Source organism: Kitasatospora sp. NPDC001261 (assembly GCF_042896795.1).
Lineage (GTDB): Bacteria > Actinomycetota > Actinomycetes > Streptomycetales > Streptomycetaceae > Kitasatospora.
Genome location: NZ_JBIAXP010000047.1, coordinates 20792 through 37207 on the forward strand (window position 1 = coordinate 20792; position 16416 = coordinate 37207).

General features: G+C 72.9%; 20 protein-coding genes. 7 read left to right on the plus strand and 13 right to left on the minus strand.

Annotation, left to right across the window (positions count from 1 at the left end; translation table 11 throughout):
• Positions 1-45 precede the first annotated feature (45 nt).
• From ACFY4B_RS40655 to ACFY4B_RS40670, 4 genes are all read right to left on the minus strand, one after another.
• A complete protein-coding gene (locus tag ACFY4B_RS40655) occupies positions 46-1560 on the minus strand; it encodes an ATP-binding cassette domain-containing protein (RefSeq protein ID WP_387976535.1) in 1515 nt (504 codons plus the stop codon).
• A complete protein-coding gene (gene lanKC / locus ACFY4B_RS40660; protein WP_387976538.1) occupies positions 1557-4271 on the minus strand; it encodes a class III lanthionine synthetase LanKC in 2715 nt (904 codons plus the stop codon). The genes ACFY4B_RS40655 and lanKC overlap by 4 nt, the downstream gene beginning before the upstream one ends.
• Positions 4272-4360: 89 nt before the next feature.
• Positions 4361-4480, minus strand: a complete 120-nt coding sequence (locus ACFY4B_RS40665; protein ID WP_387976541.1) for a class III lanthipeptide — start codon at positions 4478-4480, stop codon at positions 4361-4363.
• A 350-nt stretch (positions 4481-4830) separates the two neighbouring features.
• Positions 4831-6033 (minus strand): Ig-like domain repeat protein, encoded by a 1203-nt coding sequence (locus ACFY4B_RS40670; RefSeq protein ID WP_387976544.1) that lies wholly within the window; start codon positions 6031-6033, stop codon positions 4831-4833.
• Positions 6034-6736: 703 nt separating this feature from the next.
• Here ACFY4B_RS40670 and ACFY4B_RS40675 point away from each other — a divergent pair.
• On the plus strand, positions 6737-7072 hold the full coding sequence (locus ACFY4B_RS40675) for a Rieske (2Fe-2S) protein (RefSeq protein WP_375877421.1): 336 nt from the start codon (positions 6737-6739) through the stop codon (positions 7070-7072).
• Positions 7073-7117: 45 nt separating this feature from the next.
• On the opposite strand, the gene ACFY4B_RS40680 is transcribed toward ACFY4B_RS40675, so the two are convergent.
• The 7 genes from ACFY4B_RS40680 to ACFY4B_RS40710 all read right to left on the minus strand — a co-directional run bounded on the left by ACFY4B_RS40680 (position 7118) and on the right by ACFY4B_RS40710 (position 12383).
• Entirely contained in the window at positions 7118-8113 is a 996-nt protein-coding gene (locus ACFY4B_RS40680) for an iron-containing redox enzyme family protein (RefSeq protein WP_387976547.1), read from the minus strand.
• Entirely contained in the window at positions 8110-8415 is a 306-nt protein-coding gene (locus tag ACFY4B_RS40685) for a hypothetical protein (protein ID WP_049649670.1), read from the minus strand. Before ACFY4B_RS40685 ends, ACFY4B_RS40680 begins: the two co-directional genes overlap by 4 nt.
• A gap of 201 nt (positions 8416-8616) precedes the next feature.
• Positions 8617-9432: a SigB/SigF/SigG family RNA polymerase sigma factor gene (locus tag ACFY4B_RS40690; protein ID WP_387976550.1), complete on the minus strand. Its 816-nt coding sequence runs from the start codon at positions 9430-9432 to the stop codon at positions 8617-8619.
• Positions 9433-9787: 355 nt separating this feature from the next.
• Positions 9788-10147, minus strand: a complete 360-nt coding sequence (locus ACFY4B_RS40695) for an ATP-binding protein (RefSeq protein ID WP_234348214.1) — start codon at positions 10145-10147, stop codon at positions 9788-9790.
• Positions 10148-10575: 428 nt separating this feature from the next.
• The gene (locus ACFY4B_RS40700) at positions 10576-10794 is read right to left on the minus strand and encodes a hypothetical protein (RefSeq protein WP_049649667.1); all 219 of its coding nucleotides are present in this window, start codon (positions 10792-10794) and stop codon (positions 10576-10578) included.
• Positions 10795-11147: 353 nt separating this feature from the next.
• Entirely contained in the window at positions 11148-11606 is a 459-nt protein-coding gene (locus tag ACFY4B_RS40705) for an SRPBCC family protein (protein ID WP_049649659.1), read from the minus strand.
• A gap of 90 nt (positions 11607-11696) precedes the next feature.
• The gene (locus tag ACFY4B_RS40710) at positions 11697-12383 is read right to left on the minus strand and encodes an STAS domain-containing protein (RefSeq protein ID WP_387976554.1); all 687 of its coding nucleotides are present in this window, start codon (positions 12381-12383) and stop codon (positions 11697-11699) included.
• Between the two features lie 167 nt (positions 12384-12550).
• On the opposite strand from ACFY4B_RS40710, the gene ACFY4B_RS40715 reads away from it, so the two are divergent.
• Positions 12551-12844 (plus strand): helix-turn-helix domain-containing protein, encoded by a 294-nt coding sequence (locus ACFY4B_RS40715; RefSeq protein ID WP_049649658.1) that lies wholly within the window; start codon positions 12551-12553, stop codon positions 12842-12844.
• A 156-nt stretch (positions 12845-13000) separates the two neighbouring features.
• Here the strand turns inward: ACFY4B_RS40715 and ACFY4B_RS40720 are convergent, their stop codons facing one another.
• Together ACFY4B_RS40720 and ACFY4B_RS40725 are read right to left on the minus strand one after the other, a co-directional pair.
• A complete protein-coding gene (locus ACFY4B_RS40720; RefSeq protein WP_159028340.1) occupies positions 13001-13249 on the minus strand; it encodes a hypothetical protein in 249 nt (82 codons plus the stop codon).
• Complete coding sequence (locus ACFY4B_RS40725; RefSeq protein ID WP_049649657.1) at positions 13224-13913, minus strand: hypothetical protein; 690 nt, start codon at positions 13911-13913, stop codon at positions 13224-13226. Before ACFY4B_RS40725 ends, ACFY4B_RS40720 begins: the two co-directional genes overlap by 26 nt.
• A 109-nt stretch (positions 13914-14022) precedes the next feature.
• On the opposite strand from ACFY4B_RS40725, the gene ACFY4B_RS40730 reads away from it, so the two are divergent.
• The 5 genes from ACFY4B_RS40730 (at position 14023) to ACFY4B_RS40750 (ending at position 16341) form a co-directional block, all read left to right on the plus strand.
• Positions 14023-14457, plus strand: a complete 435-nt coding sequence (locus ACFY4B_RS40730) for an Hsp20/alpha crystallin family protein (RefSeq protein WP_049649656.1) — start codon at positions 14023-14025, stop codon at positions 14455-14457.
• Between the two features lie 127 nt (positions 14458-14584).
• Complete coding sequence (locus tag ACFY4B_RS40735; RefSeq protein WP_049649655.1) at positions 14585-14878, plus strand: STAS domain-containing protein; 294 nt, start codon at positions 14585-14587, stop codon at positions 14876-14878.
• 44 nt (positions 14879-14922) lie between these two features.
• On the plus strand, positions 14923-15327 hold the full coding sequence (locus tag ACFY4B_RS40740) for a DUF2267 domain-containing protein (protein ID WP_387976558.1): 405 nt from the start codon (positions 14923-14925) through the stop codon (positions 15325-15327).
• Positions 15328-15391: 64 nt separating this feature from the next.
• A complete protein-coding gene (locus ACFY4B_RS40745; RefSeq protein WP_117485501.1) occupies positions 15392-15790 on the plus strand; it encodes a DUF2267 domain-containing protein in 399 nt (132 codons plus the stop codon).
• A 302-nt stretch (positions 15791-16092) separates the two neighbouring features.
• Positions 16093-16341: a hypothetical protein gene (locus ACFY4B_RS40750; protein ID WP_049649652.1), complete on the plus strand. Its 249-nt coding sequence runs from the start codon at positions 16093-16095 to the stop codon at positions 16339-16341.
• The last annotated feature ends 75 nt before the right edge of the window (positions 16342-16416 follow it).

Consider the following 16416-nt stretch of genomic DNA (forward strand, 5'->3'; position numbering starts at 1 on the left):
ATCCGTACACCACCCGGCTGCCACGTCCGCGACCACTCGGGGCGCCTAACGGAGCCCGGTGAGGGTCGCCACCCGGTCGAAGCGGCCGTCGATGGCCTCGTCCCCGTGGTGCACGACGAGCAGGGCGCGCCCCTCGGTCCGCTCCCGAAGCACCCGGAACACCAGCTCCCTGCCGCCGTCGTCGAGGTTCGCGAACGGTTCGTCGGCCAGGTACACGTCCGCGTCCTCGTGCAGGAGCACGGCGACCCCGACCCGCTGACGCTGGCCGGACGACAGGTCCGAGGGCAGTTGGTCGGCCAGGCCGTCCAGACCCATCGCGGCGCGCAGCCGCTCGTCGGCGACCAGTTCGCGCACCGGCAGCGGAGGCAGGTGCACCGGGGCGGTCAGGCTCGCCACCCGGGGCGGCAGGGTGACCGCCCCGGCGTCGGGGGCGAGGGTCCCGGCCATGACGTGCAGGAGCGTGGTCTTCCCGCAACCGTTGGGGCCGCGGAGCAGCACGCGCTCACCGACGCGCAGGTCGAACTCGTCGATCGACACCTTGGCCCCCTCGCCGTACCCGACCCGGACTCCGCGGACCCGCACCAGGGCCCCCTCCTCGTAGTACGGGGCCTGCCCGGAGTCCCGCAGGGACTCGATCCGCTTGAGGACCGCGTTGCTCCGGCGGGCCTGCGGAATCATGTTGACGAGGTCGAAGATCCCGGTCACCGCCCGCCACAGCGAGTTCACGAAGGCGAGGAAGCTGCCGAACGACATCCGCCCGGCGAAGACGAAGAAGGCTCCGGTGATCATCGAGGCGGTGTCCGACAGGTTCATCACCAGGTCGCTGAGGGTTCGCTGCCGCTGTGACAGCCGGAAGTTGACGAAGGTGAGGTCGAGGAACCCGCGCAACGCGTCCCGGTTCACCGCGCGGGTGCCCGGCAGCAGCGACGGCAGTCCGCGCAGGGCGGGGAAGGACTCCAGCGTGCGGGTCAGCGTGTTGATGTACCGCGCCTCCGCCTCGCGTTCGGGCCCGGTGTTCTGCTCGATCCGCCTGCCGAGCCGGTTGCTCACGAGCACCAGCGGCGGCACGATCACCAGCAGGATGAGGCTGGCCTGCCAGGACAGGTAGAACAGCACACCGAGGAAGGCGACCGACGCGACCGCCTGGCGCGCGATGCGGAGGGAGACGTCGATGGCCGGCAGGACGCCCTGGGCGACGTCGTTGTGGATGCGGCTGACGTACGAGGCGTTTCCCGCCTTCGCCACCTCTCGGCCGTCCAGGCCGAGCGTGCGGCTCAGCAACTCCGTCTCCAGCACCAGCGTGAACGCGTTCTCGAGGCGCTTGCGCCAACAGGCGACGCAGTAGTCCGTGATGGTGAGGGTCAGTCCGAACAGGAGGTACCCGAGGCCGAGGACGAGGAACCCGCGGAAGTCGGCGGTGAGGATCGCCTGGTCGAACAGGGCCTTGAGCAGCAGGGGGTGCAGCAGGGCCTCGAGCCCGCCCGTGGTGGCCTCGGCGACGAGGACCACCACGAACGGGGCCCGGTGGCCCCGCAAGGTACGCCACAACCGGTTGTTCACCGCGCCGCCTCGTCCAGCAGGAAGTCGGCGGTGCCTCCGGTGTTCACCCGGTGGAGCACCCGCAGCAGGCCCGCCGACCCGGTCAGGTAGTCGCAGGAGCAGCGCAGCAGCCCCTCACCGGGGAGACCCAGCGGGGTCCGGCCGTCCTGGCGCGGCAGACCGAAGCGCTCGGCGGGCTCGAACAGGAACACCTTCCGGACGGTGTCGAGCTGCGTCAGCGCCTTGTCGCGGTAGGAGCGGTCTCCGGTGAAATCGGCCGCGTCGAGCAGCGCGTCGGCGATCCCGCTCATGCCGAAGGCGTACCCGGGCAGCACCGAGTAGCGGACGTCCAGCCCGCGCAGGACGGCGCGTGCCGCCTCCAGGTCGCCGTAGCGCAGCAGTACCTGCGCCACGCCCGCGGACCCGACCTCGATGTACGGCTCCATGGTTCCCTCGTGCTCGAACATGACCGGGCCCCCGCCGTCCAGGGGCTTGGCGTGGGCCATCTCCCAGGCGAGCGCCTGCCGTCCGAGGCGCAGGTGGTGCTCCTCTCCCGTGACCTGGTGCATGCGCAGCAGGAACATCGCGACGCCGGCCTGTCCGAAGCCGAGGCCGGTCATCGGCCCCTCGGCGGCGAACTCGTTCACCCAGTAGGCCCGCCCGCCATCCAGCCGCACCGTGTCGTGCAGGGCTCGCGCGCAGTCCCGTGCCGCGGCGAGATCGCGCGGGTCGCGGCCTTGCAGGAAGAAGCGCAGGTTCGTCATCCCCACTCCGGCGAGGCCGTAGTAGAAGGTGTGGTCGCCCTGCTCCACCGCGCGCCGGTTGGCCTGGGCCAGCAGCTGCCCGGCCTCGGTCCCGAACCCGAGCGAGTCGGCCGCCCAGGCGATGCCGGCCAGGCCGTTCATGAGACCGTCCGGGTACTCCGCGCTGTCGATGTCGGCCAGCTTGCCGCCGAGCCAGTCGCGCCATTCGGGCCGGATCGTGATGCCGGAGGAGTGCAGCGCCCACAGCACGCCGCTCGCGCCGAAGCCGAGGCTCAGCGGGTTGGTGATGTGCGCGAAGGGGTCCACGGGGAAGAGCGTGCCCCGGCCGGTGTCGGCGACGGCCTCGACGAACGCGGCCACCCCGGTCTCCGCCTCCACCAGTCCGAGCCGTTCCTCGACGACCGGCCGCGCCGGGAGGGCCTCGACCTGGTCGAGCAGGTCCGCCTCGTGCTCCAGGGCGTCGAGCACGTCGGTGAGGCCGATCCGGTCCCCGGCCAGGTCGGTGATCAACCGGTGGACGCGCTCCGGCCAGCCCAGGCCCTCGGTGATGAAGATCCGGTACAGGTCGAGCACGTCCTCGCGCAGGTACGACATCGCCGCGATCGGGAAGACGAAGTACGCCATGGTGGACGCCAGGGCGTAGCGGTCGCCCTCCGGCCCGAACGCCCTGAAGCCGTCGCGGGAGAGGCTGAACCCCGGTGTGAAGAGTTCGACCGGCTGCTCCAGCTCCGCTTCGCCGCTCCCGCCGTCGCCGTCGGTACCACCGTCGCCGTCGGTCCCGGCCAGCCGGCAGGCTTCCAGGTCGACGATGGTCACCTCCAAGGTGTCCGGGTCGACGAGCAGGTTCGAGGCGGTGAAGTCGGCGAGGATCACCCCGCGGTCGTGCGCGGCCTGGATCGCGCGGGCCAGCCCGCGGAAGACCGCGAGGAAGATCCGCAGGTACTCCCGCGACCGCTCGATGTCGAACCCCGGCCGCGCGAGCGGGTTGCGTTCGAGCAGCACCGAGCGGAGGTCGGAGCTGTCGATGAACTCCTCGGCGATGAAGTGGTGCTCCCAGTGGCGGAACTTCGCGATCGGCGCCGGGTACGAGCCGGTGTCGGCCAGCCGGTTCAGGAACATCCACTCGCGGCCGAGGATGTCCACGGCGTCGTGGTTCCGACGGGGGTTGACGTTGGTGTGCGGACGGGCCTCCTTGAGCAGCACCGGCCGGTCGTCGTTCGCCGTGTCCTCGGCCGTGTACACGCCGCCGCTGTTGGAGAACTGGATCGCCCCGGTCACCCGGAACCGGCCCCCGAGCAGGCCGTCGTCCTCCTCCTCGTCCGCGGGCTTCCAGTCGTCGAACGGCCAGGGCACCCAGTCGGGCCGGGCGCGCCCCAGGCCCCGGTCGTCGGGGACGGGACCGTCCGGTCCGAGGATCCGCGGGTGCCGGCGGCCGAGGACGTCGACGGTGTGGGTGTCGAGGAACTGGCCGTAGCGGAAGTACAGCGCCTTGCTGTCCCGGTACCGCAGGTCCGACAGGACGTAGGCGCCCTCGTAGCCTTCCAGGAGTCCGGCCAGGTCGGCCAGGACGGCCCTGAACTCGTCGTCGTCGCGCGGGTAGACGGTGACGAGCTTGCCGCCGCTTCCCCGGGACATCGACTTGGAGTTGAGCATCTCGAAGATGTTGATGTCGAGGGCTATCTTGAAGTCGGTCCCGCGTTCCGTCAGGTATCCGATCACTGCGGCGGCGACCTCGCGCACGTGACGGCAGCTCGCCGACACATGGATCTTCCAGCCCTGCGCCGGCAGGTCCGGACTGGGCCGATGGCTCCACCAGATGCCGCTGCGGACGAACCGCGCCCGCAGCGGCTCGTCGAGCCCGGCGAGGAAGTGGTCCGCGCTCGGTTCGTACGAGACGTCGAGCGGGTCGAAGAACAGCGTGTCGTTCCACGCGAAGAGGAAGCGGTAGACCCATCGTTCGTTGCGCATGTCAGCCTCTGCGATCGTCCGGGGCGGCCGGTGGAAGCGACAGGGTCCGTGCGGGGGACGCGGCACGCCCCCCGCACGGACCCGTCCGGCTACGGCTGGCCGGGGTCGCCGGGCTTGCAGCAGGCGCTGCTGCTGCTCGTCAGGCTGAGGACTGCCACGGCGCTCATCTTGACGCGGGCCTCGATGTTCTGGAGCTTGAGGACACTCATTCGGGTCGTCTCCTGGGAGATCGAGTGCGCGGGACGCGCAGCGAGGGTGGGATTCGCACCGGCCGGTGGTCGGTACGAGCCCGGACCGTGATGCCTCCGCGGTCCGGGTGATGGCGAGTCTCGTCGTGGCACACCGGGCACCGGTAGGGGCTGATAGTTGTCATGGTCTTTCGACCGGCTCGGCCGCAGACTGAAAAGCTGTTGTCCTTCCGGGCCTCGGGCGCGATGGAGGTGGGGCCCGCGATTCGTCCTCGCGGGCCCCGCCTGGTGTCACACTGTCATCTGGGCCGGCAGCAGTGCTCGTTGCGGTTGACGAGGGTGTGCCCCTCGGTGCTGCCGCGGCGTTCTGATCAGGGGTCCACCGTCACGGTGATGGTCTCGGGGTCGGCACTGTTGTCCTGGTACACCGAGTCACCGCTGTAGACGGCGGTGATGGTGTGGGTGCCCGCGGTGCGGAAGGCGGCGACCGTCCCGCCGGCGGCGCAGGTGCCGAGGGAGAGGATCAGGCGTCCCGTGCCGAGGGTCGTCCCGGTGGTGGTGTCGGTGAACGTGACGGTTCCGGTGGGCCTGGTCGTGGAGCCCGCGCCGGGGCAGACGATGTCGCTGAGCACGACCGGCGAGCCGGTCCGGGTGCGCTGGGGCAGCGCGGTCAGCGTCGTGGTGATCGGCTTGCCCACGGTGTAGCTGATGACCACCTGGCCGTTGTGGTTCGCCGTCCCGATCGTCGAGGCCGCATAGGACGTCCCGGTGCCCGACGGGGCCGCGAAGCTGCTTCCCCCACCGCCACCGCCGCCGCTCGCCTCCGTGCCGGTTCTGTTGACGGCACCGCTGCCGCCGCCCCCGCCGGCGAAGTACCCGCCGCCACCGCCCCCGCCCGCACCGGTGGCAGTGGCGGCACAGCCGCCGTCGATCGCTCCGCCGGCGCCGCCGGTGCCAATCGTGGTACCGGCGAACCCGCCTCCCGGCCCACCCGGTGTGGCGATACAGGACGGGACGGTGCCGGCGGCCCCGCCCGCACCACCCGTGGTCGTACTGGTGCTGCCGCCGCCCCCGCCGTGCCCCGCCGCGGCCCCGGGGCCGGTGGCGCTTCCCGTGGTACCGCCGGTGGCATCGGGCGTCGTCCCGCCGTTGCCCCCGTTGCCGCCCGTCAGGCCGCTTCCGGTGCCCCCGGCGGCTCCGCCGCCCCCGGCGACCACCAGGAAGGAGCCCGCGCTGACGCTGGAAGCCCCGCCCCCGCCCGGCCCTTCCGCCCCGAACCCGGTGGCCGCGATGCCCCCGCCCGGAGCGCCGCCGTTGAACCCGCCGGCACCCCCCGAACCCGTGCCGTTGCAGCCCTTGCCGCCCGTGCCGCCGACGTTGACGGTGACCGTCGTCGGGGCGGTGGTCTGCGGGAGAGTGGTGACGACCCGCGCCCCCGTCCCGCCCGTCCCCGTGACGGAACAGGAGGTGCCGGCGTTGTCGGCCCCGCCCGCGCCGTCGGCGGTGATCGTGACCACCGCCTGGGCCGGGATGGTGAGGCTCTGCGGGGCGCCGGTGAAACCGAAGGTGACCACCGGGTCGGCCCCTCGGGTCCGCACCGGGGCGGTGGCCGGCGGGGCCCCCGTGGCCGCAGCGGTCGCGGGGCTCAGCCCGGCACCGGCCAGCGCCACGCACACCCCTGCCACGACCCCGGCCCGCCACCACCGCGCACGGGCCTGGGCGCCTGCCTCTCCCTCGGCGACGGGATGTCCTGGGGCACGGTGTCTGATCACTGCTGTCTCCCGATGGAACGGCTTGAGGTGAGACTTCGGGGTGCTGGATCACGCGCCCCATGCAGCGGTGGTATCCCTGCTCCGGAGCGTGATCAACAGGGACAGCGTGACGACCGGACGGCCCTTGTGCCCCGATTGCTCCGACAGCGGCATGCCACACACCATCACACTGGGCGGCACACGAACTCACTGAGCTGGTCACCGCGCTCCGCCAGGCCGCCCTGTCCTGAAAAACGGTCTCGGCGCGGCCCGACGGCGCCACCACGCTCTCCTGAGCCAGGGCCCGACGGCGCTGCGCCCTGCCGCTCCCGCCGCCACGGAGGGACGGCGCCGACCCCGTTCTCCGGTCACGGTCGGGCTTACGGCCACTCTCGCACGCCTTCCCGGACCGGCTCCCGGACACACCCCGCTCGGCCTGGCCGGGGCGACCGCCGTCTCGGCCGCCGCCGCGCTCGGCGGGCACCTGGCCTACCGGCAGGCCGCCGGCCCCGACCGGGCCGCCGCCGTGCCTCGCCTGGCGCCCGCGGACTGGGTCTCCCTCGGCGCGGTGGAGGACTTCCCGGAGGGGAAGCCCGTGCGGGCGACGGCCGGCGAACTGGCCGTGGTCGTGGTCCGCGAGGGCGACCGCTGCCACGTGCTGGCCGAGCGCTGCGCCCACCTGTCCGGGCCGCTCTCCGAGGGCTCCCTCGTGGAGGGCTGTCTGCGCTGCCCCTGGCACGGCAGCACGTTCCGGCTCCGGGACGGCGAAGTGGTGCACGGCCCGGCCACCGCACCCCAGCCGGCCATGGTGACCCGAGTACTTTCCGGGCATCTGGAGATCCGGCTCCCCGCAGCCGGCTGACCATCTCTCCCGGTCGGAGCGCGCGAGGTCGCGGGCGGGCCCGGCTCAGCCTGTGCCGTCCGGGAGGGGTGAGCGAAGCGAGCTGCGTCCGGCCCACCAGTGGTCGAGCAAGTGGTTCGCGAAGCGCCCGCCGACCACCCCGGCCGCGGCCACGCCGAACGCCACGTCCCGGGCGAACTCGGGCTCGGCCGCGACCAGTTCCTCGATGACCCCGCGGCGCACGAGTTGCTCGTGGACGGCGTCCGCCTCGACGTGCTCGCGGTAGAAGAGGGTGCCGTCCGGGCCGCCGCCGAGCCGTTCCAACGCCGCCGCCAAGCGGGCGGAGCCGGGCGAGGAAGTGATCTCGACGGTCGCGAAGTGCCCGACGGCCGCCCCGCGCATCGCCCGGTGCAGGCCGAAGAGCGTCATCAGGTTGACCACGGCCAGGGTCGGCGCCGGCACGAAGTCCAGGTAGTGCCCGTAGCCGGGGTCGAGGCCGAAGGCGGCCATCATCCGCTCGAAGAGCCGGGCGTGGGCCCGCTCCGGCCGTCCGGCGCCGTACTCGTCGTAGAGGATCGCCGTCAGCACCGCCTGTGCGGGCCCATGGATCCTCGGCAGCATCCACAGCTGCGGGTCCGCCTCCTTGAGGTGGTAGACCGATCGGTGCACCAGGTACTCGCGGGCGTGCCGGCGCTCACCCTCGGCGAGCAGGAAGTGCGACGGGCCGGTGCCGTCGGGCGGCTCGGTGAGCAGTGCTTCGAACGCGTCCCGCAAGGGCGGCGCGGGCTCCGCCTCCGCACGCACCGCGGCCAGGAACGAGCGCTCCAACCCCTGGCGGAATCTCAGGAGTTCGGGATCCCACTCCCAGTCGTCCAGGACCCCGGGCAGCCCGCGGTCGTGGAGCTCGTAGCAGAGGTGCAGGGCCAGCTGGTGGTCCTCGCCCCACGGCTCGTCGAACGGGCCGGGCGGTGTGGGCAGACGGCCCGCTCCGGGCGGTCCGGAGGTGAGCAGGGCCGTCAACGCCGCCGACAGCGGACCGCGCGACGCGGGCAGCGCGTTCACCCTTCCTCCTGGCGGCCGTCGGCGCAGGCACAGAGCACCGCGAAGGCGATGGTCAGGGTCAGCGCCCAGCAGCCCGTGAAGACCCACAGAAACGGCGCCTCGGACGTCCCCAGGCCTGCCCCGAGCAGGCCCAGCGACAGCAGGGCGAGCGCCAGCACGGTCCGCGGCCGCACGCCGCGCAGCACGTCCCAGGCCCGGCCGCGCAGGCGGAACCCGACGACGCGAAGCCTCAGCTCCAGGACGTGGTCCCGGCGCAGCCCCCGCTCGATCCCGCGCAGCTCCACCCGCTCACGCCGATCCATCCGTCCGCCTCCTCGCGCCGCCGTCCCCATGGTCCGCCGCTGCGGCTACCCGGGTTCCGCGTTCGCTAACGCCCCGGCCCCGCCCGAAGCCGGACGGCCAGTAGACAGCTGTCGTCGTCCGGGTTGGGCCCGCCGAGGCGGGCGGCGATGCGGGCGGCGGCCTGAAGCCGCACGCCGGAACCGCGGCTCGCCTGGTCGGCCTCAGCCCGATTCCGCCGGCTCCGCGCTGTCGGCCCAGCCGTCGGCGTCCAGGTCGTCCAACTGCTCGCGCAGCAGGGCGAGGGTGGCACTGAGCAGCCGGGAGACGTGCATCTGGGAGACGCCGATCCGCTCGGCTATCCGGGACTGGGTGCAGCCGTCCCAGAAGCGCAGCTTGAGGACGGTCTGCTCGCGTTCGGGCAGGCGGGCCAGCAGCGGGCGGACGGCGGTGCGGAAGTCGGCGAGTTCGATGCCGGGGTCGCAGCCGCCGAGCCGGTCGAGCAGGGCGCTGCCGGTCTCGTCGGTGTCCTGGTCGCGCAGCGCGTCCAGGGAGTTGGAGTGGCAGGCCCGGCCCGCCAGGAGCCCCTCGGTGGCCTGCTCGACGGTGAGGTGCAGGTCCTCGGCGATCTCCTCGGGCTGCGGCTGCCGGCCGAGTTCCTGCTCCAGGCGGTCGGAGCCGCGGACGACGGCGAGGTAGAGCTCCTGCGTACCGCGTGGGACGCGCACCGGCCAGGAGGTGTCGCGGAAGAACCGCTTGATCTCGCCGGTGATGGTGGGGATCGCGTAGGTGACGAACTCCAGGCCGCGCCGCGGGTCGTAGCCGTCGACGGCCTTGATCAGGCCGATCGTGCCGACCTGGAGGATGTCCTCCATGTCCTCGGCCCGGTGCCGGTAGCGGGCGGCGATGAAGCGCACCAGCGGCATGTTGAGCTCGATGATCGTGCCGCGGACGTAGCTGTAGGCGCGGCTCTCGCGGGCCAGCCCGGCCAGCCGCCCGAACAGCGCGTCGCTCAGCTCCCGCGCCTCGGACTTCCCCATGCGGCGGAGTTCGGCCGCCGTGGGCCGTCGCGGCAGATCGGGCGGCAGACCCGCAGGGACGGCTTCGCGATCGGTGGTTTCCACACGGATAGACACTGGATCTCCAGGGCATCGGCATCACGCCCGGCGACACGTGTGGGGCTCACACCCCATGCGTCGCGGACTCCTTTCCCAGAACCTGTGCCCGGCTTCTTCAAGCGCGGTCCCGGTGGCACCGTCGACGGTGCTGCGGCAGCCGGACGGATCACGGCCGCTCTCTGGGACTTCTACCCCGGAATCGGTTCCCGACTCAGGATCCGAGCTCTCTCTTGCCGAGCCGACCTCGGACGGCCACCCAGCGTCCCGGGCCCGGTCCTCAGGCCGAGCACTCTCGGTGGTTCGGCGGACCCGGCGGGCACCCAATCTCCAGCCAGACCACCTTGCCCCCGCCCTCGGGCGCGCAGCCCCAGGACCCCGCAAGTCGCTCCACCACACGGAGACCGTGTCCGCCCGGTCGGCCCGGGTCGGCGTACGGGCGCAGCTCGGGCGGCACCGGGCTGGTGTCCGTGACCTCCGCCCGCAGACGGCGCCCGTCCCACCTCAGCCGCAGTTCGCCCGGCCCACCGGAGGTGTGCAGACAGGCATTGGCGACCAGTTCGGCGACCATCAGCAGGAGGTCCTCGGCGACCCCCAGCCGTTCCTCGTCCACGGTCGGCAGCCAGGCCCAGGACCGCAAGGCCTCCCGACTGAAATCACGGCCCGCCTGCACGGCGCCCTCCCGACCGGAGAACACGAACCGCTTGGTCTCCCCCGCGCCCGGAGCCCCCGGGTTCACCGGGACTCCGGCCGGGCCTGCCGTTCCGATCGGCCCTGTCGGCGGCACTTGCCGGAAGCGGTCCATGCCTGGCCTCCTCTCCTCGGCCCGGTCCGGCCGTGCCCAGCGCCTGCCCGAGCGGGTCGCGGCTACACGTCCACGGGACGGAACACGCGCCGCTGATCACCGCCCGGCCCCGCGAACGACTCCTGACCTGGAGGGGGTCGGACCGGCGGCTGATCGCAGCCGGTCGCCAGGCAGGTCGACTTCCCCTCCGTCAGCTGGCCGTGTGGCTCGGCACCGGTCGGGACCGACCGCACCACGGCCGGGGGTTCGGGTGCCGCCCGGGGTCAGTGCGGCCCGCCCGGGGTCAGGAGGTCCCGCATCCGCTCGGCGGCTGAGCGCTCGGGGGACGGCAGGCGGTCCGCCGGGCGTGCGGTGGGCGGCTGGTGGCGGGGCCGGCCGGTGGAGGACTCCTTGGTCTCCCGCGCCCTGATCGCGAGGTCGCGCAGCGCGGCATCGACTCCCCGGAGGAAGTGTTCGAGGTCACCGGGGTTGCGTGAAGTCACCAGCCGCCAGTTGCCGGCGTCGTCCGTGACCAGCGGTTCGTCGGCCCGGGTGGGGGGCTGCGATGTCGACGTGGACGCCGTTCTCGCGCAGGTGCCGTACGGGGACGCGCAGTTCGTCCTGTTCGACGCCGTAGTTCGTCACGATTGCCAGGGCCCTGCCGTGCTGGGTCACTTCTCCTCCTGGTCCGCGGGATGCCTCGGGTGCGCGAACGCGCGCCCAGGGTGCGGCGGGTACCCGCCGCACCCTGGGCCACGCCTGATCAGCCGTTTCCGATCCGACGTCACCGCGGGGCGTGGACCGGCCGCCGGGCGGGTGTCCCGGCGGCCGGTGGCGCGGACGATCGGAAGCGGGTTCAGCCAGGGCTGATCCGGCCCCGCCAGCCGCCCTCCTCCCGGCCGCGTTCCTCGATGAACGTCTTGAACCGCGTCAGGTCCCCCTTCACCCGGCGGTCGACCACACCCGTGACATCGGCGGCCCGCTCCGCCACGCCCTCGGGCCGGAAGTCGATGGCCATGGCGACCCGGGTGTGGTCCTGGTCGAGCTGCCTGAAGGTCACCACGCCCTTCTGGTCGACGTCGCCGCCGGTGGTCCGCCAGGCGATCCGCTCGTCGGGCTGCTGGTCGACGATCTCGGTGTCGAACTCACGGGTGACGCCGCCGATGCTGGTCCGCCAGTGGTTGTGGCGGTCGTCCAGCTGGGTCACCGAGTCGACCCCCTCCATGAAGCGCGGGAACTCCTCGAACAGCGTCCACTGGTTGTAGGCGGTGTGCAGGGGGACGTCCACGTCCACGGACTCCTTCACCATGCTCATCCGGTCCTCCTCCCACGGTACGGCCAGGGATTTCCCGGCCGACCGTGCGCCTGCCCGTCCGCTGCCGGCTCAACCGTCCCGCCCGGATGGTCATCCTCCGTCGGGGCGCGGGGCGGGCAGCGGGCGGTGCCGCAGGGCGTCCTCGGCGGTGGGGTGGACGGGGAACAGCGCGGCGGTCCCGGTGAGCTCCAGCACCCGCAGCGTCCGCCCGGAGGGGGCGACCAGCACCAGGGGGATGCCGATGTCCAGCGCGCGCCGGCGGGCGGCGAGGAGCAGGTTGAGCCCGGTGCAGGTGAACAGCTCCACACCCGCCAGGTCGACCGCGAGCAGGGCCGGACGCCGGACGAGCGCGGCATCGAGTGCCCGGGCGGCGACGGGCTCGCTGTCCAGGACCATGCCCCCGGTGAAGGAGCACACGAGGGCGTCACCGGCCCGGACGGTCTCCGCCTTCAGGCAGGGCGGCACGGCCCACTCCTCGGGCCGGGAGCCGCACCGTACGGCCGCGCCGGCCCCGCCGTCGACAGCGGCCCGCCCGGGCTGGGCGGACGCGATGCGTTCGAGGTCCTGCCACAGGTCGAGGGCCCGCTCGTGAAGCCCCGCCGCGGTGCGGCTGCCCTCTTCGAGGGCCGTCAGGTAGGCGTCGACGCCGGTGACGGCGTGGCGCACCTGCCGGCACAGCGGCTCCCCGCAGGTGCGGGAGTCCCGACCGCCCTCACCGGGCGGCCCCAGGCAGTCGACCAGCCGGGACCTGAGCCGTTCCAGCCCGTGCCTGCTCATCGGGTCCATGGAACCATCTCCAGAAGCAGAGCCGCCGGGGAATCCGCGGCGAAGCACCGCGGAGTGCGGCCCTTCCACTGTTCGCCCGTCCGCCAGACATGTCAACCATTGCACGAATCTCCTGTCGTGTATCGGCAGTCGTGAAACAGGAGTCCTATCGTGGAGGAATGGACAACGGCACAGCGCCCGAACGGCAATGGACCTTCCTGACCAACCACGCCCGCGTACTGGTCCAGATCGCCCGCGACCCCGGCATCCGCGTGCGTGACATCGCCGGCCGCTGCCTGCTCACCGAACGCGCCGTCCAGCGCATCATCGCCGACCTCGAACAGGCCGGATACCTCAGCCACGAACGCCACGGCCGCACCAACCACTACAGCGTCGTCACGAGCAAGCAGCTGCGTCACCCCGCCGACGCCGGCCCCACCATCGCCGAACTCCTCGCCACCCTCCTGCGCTGATGCCCAACGACGGCACGGAGAGCCGACGGCAACGCCGAGGCGGCCGGACGGCCACGGACAGGGCGTGAGCTTCTTGAGAGCGGGGCGGCGCAGCGGGCACAGATGCACAGGAGCCGGTTCTGACGGCCGGGGTGGTTGCGGTGGTTCCCGGCCTCGTCAGGCCGGCGCGTTGTCCGTCGGCGCGGTTGGGTGACTGTCCGGATCGGGGGCGGGCAGTGGCCAGTCTGGGTGGGCGAGGTGCCGGCGCAGGGCGTCGAGGCGGGCGAGGTGGTGGTCGAGGGCGGCGTTGACGGTGCTCGTGGTGGCGGCCACTCGTGCTTCGAGGCCGTGGATCCGGTCCAGGAGGTCCTGCCAGCGCCTTTCTGCGGTGGCGACAGGGTCAGGCGCGGCGTCGGTCACTGTCATCGCGGATCTGGGTGGTGTGGTGGGTGAGGGCGTCGAGGCGGGTGGCGAGGTCGTCGTGGCCGGCGCCGAGGTGGGGGCGGACGGCGGCGAGGGGCTCTATCAGGTCGGCGGGGTCGGTGGCGCCGAGGGCGGCGGTCAGGGCGGCCTGGGCAGGACGGGCGCCGGGAGTGAGTGCGGCCGTGGTGATCCGCGCGGCGAGGACCCGCAGCTCGGCGGCGTGGTCGCGGGCCCAGACGGTGACCGATCGGTCGGCGGCCCGCCGGTCGCGGACGGCCTTGACCCGTTCCGCGCCGGTACCGGACCGCGAAGCGTCGGCGGTGGAGGGCTTGAGGCGCAGGTAGCGGTTCTCGGCGGCCTGGCGGCTGGCGACGCCCATCGGGTGGGCGAGGTCGGCCCAGGTGGCGCCGGCCTCCCGGGCGCTCTCCACCAGGCCGGCCTCCCAGCCGGCGAGTTGGCCGCGCAGCTCGCGCAGCAGGACGAGTGCGGCCAGGGCCTGCTCGGGGCCACCGTGCTCGTCAGGGGTGGTCGGGGGCCGGGACGCGGGGTTCTGGGCGGTGCGGACGGCGTCGTCGATGGCGGCCAGCGCCGCCGCGGCCGCCAGGAACGAGACGGGCTCGACCGGTGGGGAGGCGTCGGGGGCGGCTTTGCGGGACTTCTCGCTCATGCCGTCACTCTATAGGCGACGCGACAACTTGTCATTGGATGGATGACGCGCTAGAAAGGACTCAGGTGAAGCGCACTGGCACCCATTCGATCCATGGAGGTGTTTCGCAATGCTGCTGCGCACTGACCCGTTCCGCGAGCTGGACCGGCTGACCCAGCAGTTCCTCAACACGACCGGCACCTGGTCGCGTCCCACGCCGATGCCGCTGGACGCCTACCGGGCCGGCGACGAGTACGTGATCTGCTTCGACCTGCCGGGGGTCGACCCGGAGGCGATCGACATCGACGTCGAGCGGAACATGGTGACCGTCAAGGCCGAGCGCCGCCCGCGCCAGGAAGGCGAGGGCATCAAGTGGGAGCTGTCCGAGCGCCCGCTCGGTGTGTTCTCCCGCCAGGTCATGCTCTCCGACACCCTCGACCCCGCCGGGATCACCGCCGACTACGACGCCGGCGTGCTGACCCTGAAGATCCCGGTCGCCGAGAAGGCCAAGCCCCGCAAGATCGAGATCAGCCACAGCGGAAGCCGCAAGCAGATCCAGGCCTGACCGGCCCCCGATGCCGTTCCGGCCGCCCCCGATCTCTCCCCCTCGATCGAATGGGGCGGCCGGAACACCCCCCGACCGCCGGGCCGGCCTACTTGGACCGGCCTACCAGCAGCGACGCGGAAACGCCATGAACGGCCAGAGCAACCAGCCCTTCATCGTGCGAGCCCACGGCGAGATCGACCTCGACGCCGCACCCTCGCTGCACCGTGCCCTGGCCACCGCGCTCGAGTCGCACCGGGAGGTGGTGGTGGATCTGTCGGAGGTGACGTTCATGGACTGCGCGGGCCTGGGCGCCCTGGTCCGGGCCCGCGCCCAGGCCGACCGGTGCGGTGCCCGCCTGGTCCTGCGCGGAGCCGGCCGCCGCGTCGTGCGGCTGCTCAAGCTGACCGGTCTGCACCGGCGCCTGGCCGTCGAGCCTTGAGGTCACCCGGGCGTGCCGGGCCTCGGGACGGAGGGAGAACCGCGATGACGCTTCGATGGGAGGCGTTCCTGGAGGAGGTCCGGGAGCGCGGTGAGTACGACAGCCCACAGGAGGCCGAGCGGGCCGCCCGGGTGGTCCTTGCCCTGCTCGGCGCCCACCTGGTCGGCGACGTGCGCGCCGAACTGGCCGCCCGACTGCCCGAGACCATGGCCCTGATCCTGCTCAACCCGCTGCAGGCCGCCGAGCCACTCAACGCCGAGCGTTTCGTGCGCGCGACCGCGGCCTGGATCGAGGGCGCCACTGAAGCCACGGCCCTGTGGGACATCGGCGCCGTCCTGTCCACGGTGGCCGACGCCGCCGGCGACGACCTCATGGACCAGGTCCTGCTCCAGCTGCCGCCTGGCTACGACCTGCTGTTCGGCCGCCCGGCCGCAAGGACACGCCCCTGACCCTGACCACCCCTCACACGCCGCCGGCCCGCCCGGCGGCCGGCCCCAGGAAGGCCCCACGGTCATGACCCGCTACCGCCACCTCCTCCAGCAGGTCCGCAACCTCGGCCGCTACCCCACCGACGAGGAAGCCGAACGCGCCCTCGACGCCGTCCTGACCCTCCTCGGCTCCCAGCTCACCGGCGACGAACGCTGCGACCTCGCCGCAGCCCTGCCCGAACGGGCCCGCGCCGTCCTCGCCGCCCAGATCCCCCTCCCGTCGCCCGTCACCGCCCCCGCCTTCGTCGAAAGCCTCGCCCACAGCCTCGGCACCAGCCTCACCGCCGCCCGCTGGGACGCCTCCTCCGTCCTGGCCGCCCTCACCACCCTCACCGACGACACCCTCACCGACCGCCTCCTCGCCCACCTACCCCGCGGCTACGCCCTGCTGTTCGGCCGCGCCGACCTGGCCGCCGTCGCCTGAAACAGCGGGCCCGACCTGACGGCGCCGGCTGCACGTGCATCCTCACGCCTGTGCGCACAGGGTAGTAGGACGGGCGGAACTCGCTACTTCACTGAACGCGACCTCACCAGACCCGAAACACCGGACACCGGGGAACGTCGCCGCGGAACCGTCAGGCCCGCGCAGGGCCAGGCATCCACCGTGCAGGCGGCGGACGGACGGCGGACCGACTCGGATCAGGTGCCCTTCGTCGGTTCAGGCCCGGAGTTCCCGGGCACCCGCGAGGTATCCCACCGGCAACGACTCACGAAGGAGAGCCCGCCATGACGAAGTCCGGCGACAAGGGCACCCAGCCGAACGAGACAACGCGGGACCGCTCCGCCGAGGAGCGTTCGATCACCTCCCCCACCCCGGCCGACGTCCGGGCGAAAGCGGACGGGATCGTCGGGGCCCGCGAGCGCTCCGCCGAGGAGCGCGGGATCACGGCTCCCACCCCGGCCGACGTCCGGCGCAAGGCCGACTCGGACGACGACGAACCGGAGCCGCCGGCGGCGGACACCGTGGCGCCCTAGGGAGAATCGTGGCCGCCCGGCAAGCCCGCGCCGCTCCTCCCCGCCCGGCGCGCGCCGGGCGGGGACGGCATGTCA

Coding starts and splice junctions, on each gene's coding strand:
- lanKC (WP_387976538.1), bottom strand. CDS start 4,271: ATGCGCAACGAACGATGGGTCTACCGCTTCCTCTTCGCGTGGAACGAC.
- ACFY4B_RS40665 (WP_387976541.1), bottom strand. CDS start 4,480: ATGAGTGTCCTCAAGCTCCAGAACATCGAGGCCCGCGTCAAGATGAGC.
- ACFY4B_RS40685 (WP_049649670.1), bottom strand. CDS start 8,415: ATGGATCGGCGTGAGCGGGTGGAGCTGCGCGGGATCGAGCGGGGGCTG.
- ACFY4B_RS40690 (WP_387976550.1), bottom strand. CDS start 9,432: ATGGGGAAGTCCGAGGCGCGGGAGCTGAGCGACGCGCTGTTCGGGCGG.
- ACFY4B_RS40705 (WP_049649659.1), bottom strand. CDS start 11,606: ATGAGCATGGTGAAGGAGTCCGTGGACGTGGACGTCCCCCTGCACACC.
- ACFY4B_RS40710 (WP_387976554.1), bottom strand. CDS start 12,383: ATGAGCAGGCACGGGCTGGAACGGCTCAGGTCCCGGCTGGTCGACTGC.
- ACFY4B_RS40715 (WP_049649658.1), top strand. CDS start 12,551: ATGGACAACGGCACAGCGCCCGAACGGCAATGGACCTTCCTGACCAAC.
- ACFY4B_RS40720 (WP_159028340.1), bottom strand. CDS start 13,249: ATGACAGTGACCGACGCCGCGCCTGACCCTGTCGCCACCGCAGAAAGG.
- ACFY4B_RS40725 (WP_049649657.1), bottom strand. CDS start 13,913: ATGAGCGAGAAGTCCCGCAAAGCCGCCCCCGACGCCTCCCCACCGGTC.
- ACFY4B_RS40730 (WP_049649656.1), top strand. CDS start 14,023: ATGCTGCTGCGCACTGACCCGTTCCGCGAGCTGGACCGGCTGACCCAG.
- ACFY4B_RS40735 (WP_049649655.1), top strand. CDS start 14,585: ATGAACGGCCAGAGCAACCAGCCCTTCATCGTGCGAGCCCACGGCGAG.
- ACFY4B_RS40740 (WP_387976558.1), top strand. CDS start 14,923: ATGACGCTTCGATGGGAGGCGTTCCTGGAGGAGGTCCGGGAGCGCGGT.
- ACFY4B_RS40745 (WP_117485501.1), top strand. CDS start 15,392: ATGACCCGCTACCGCCACCTCCTCCAGCAGGTCCGCAACCTCGGCCGC.
- ACFY4B_RS40750 (WP_049649652.1), top strand. CDS start 16,093: ATGACGAAGTCCGGCGACAAGGGCACCCAGCCGAACGAGACAACGCGG.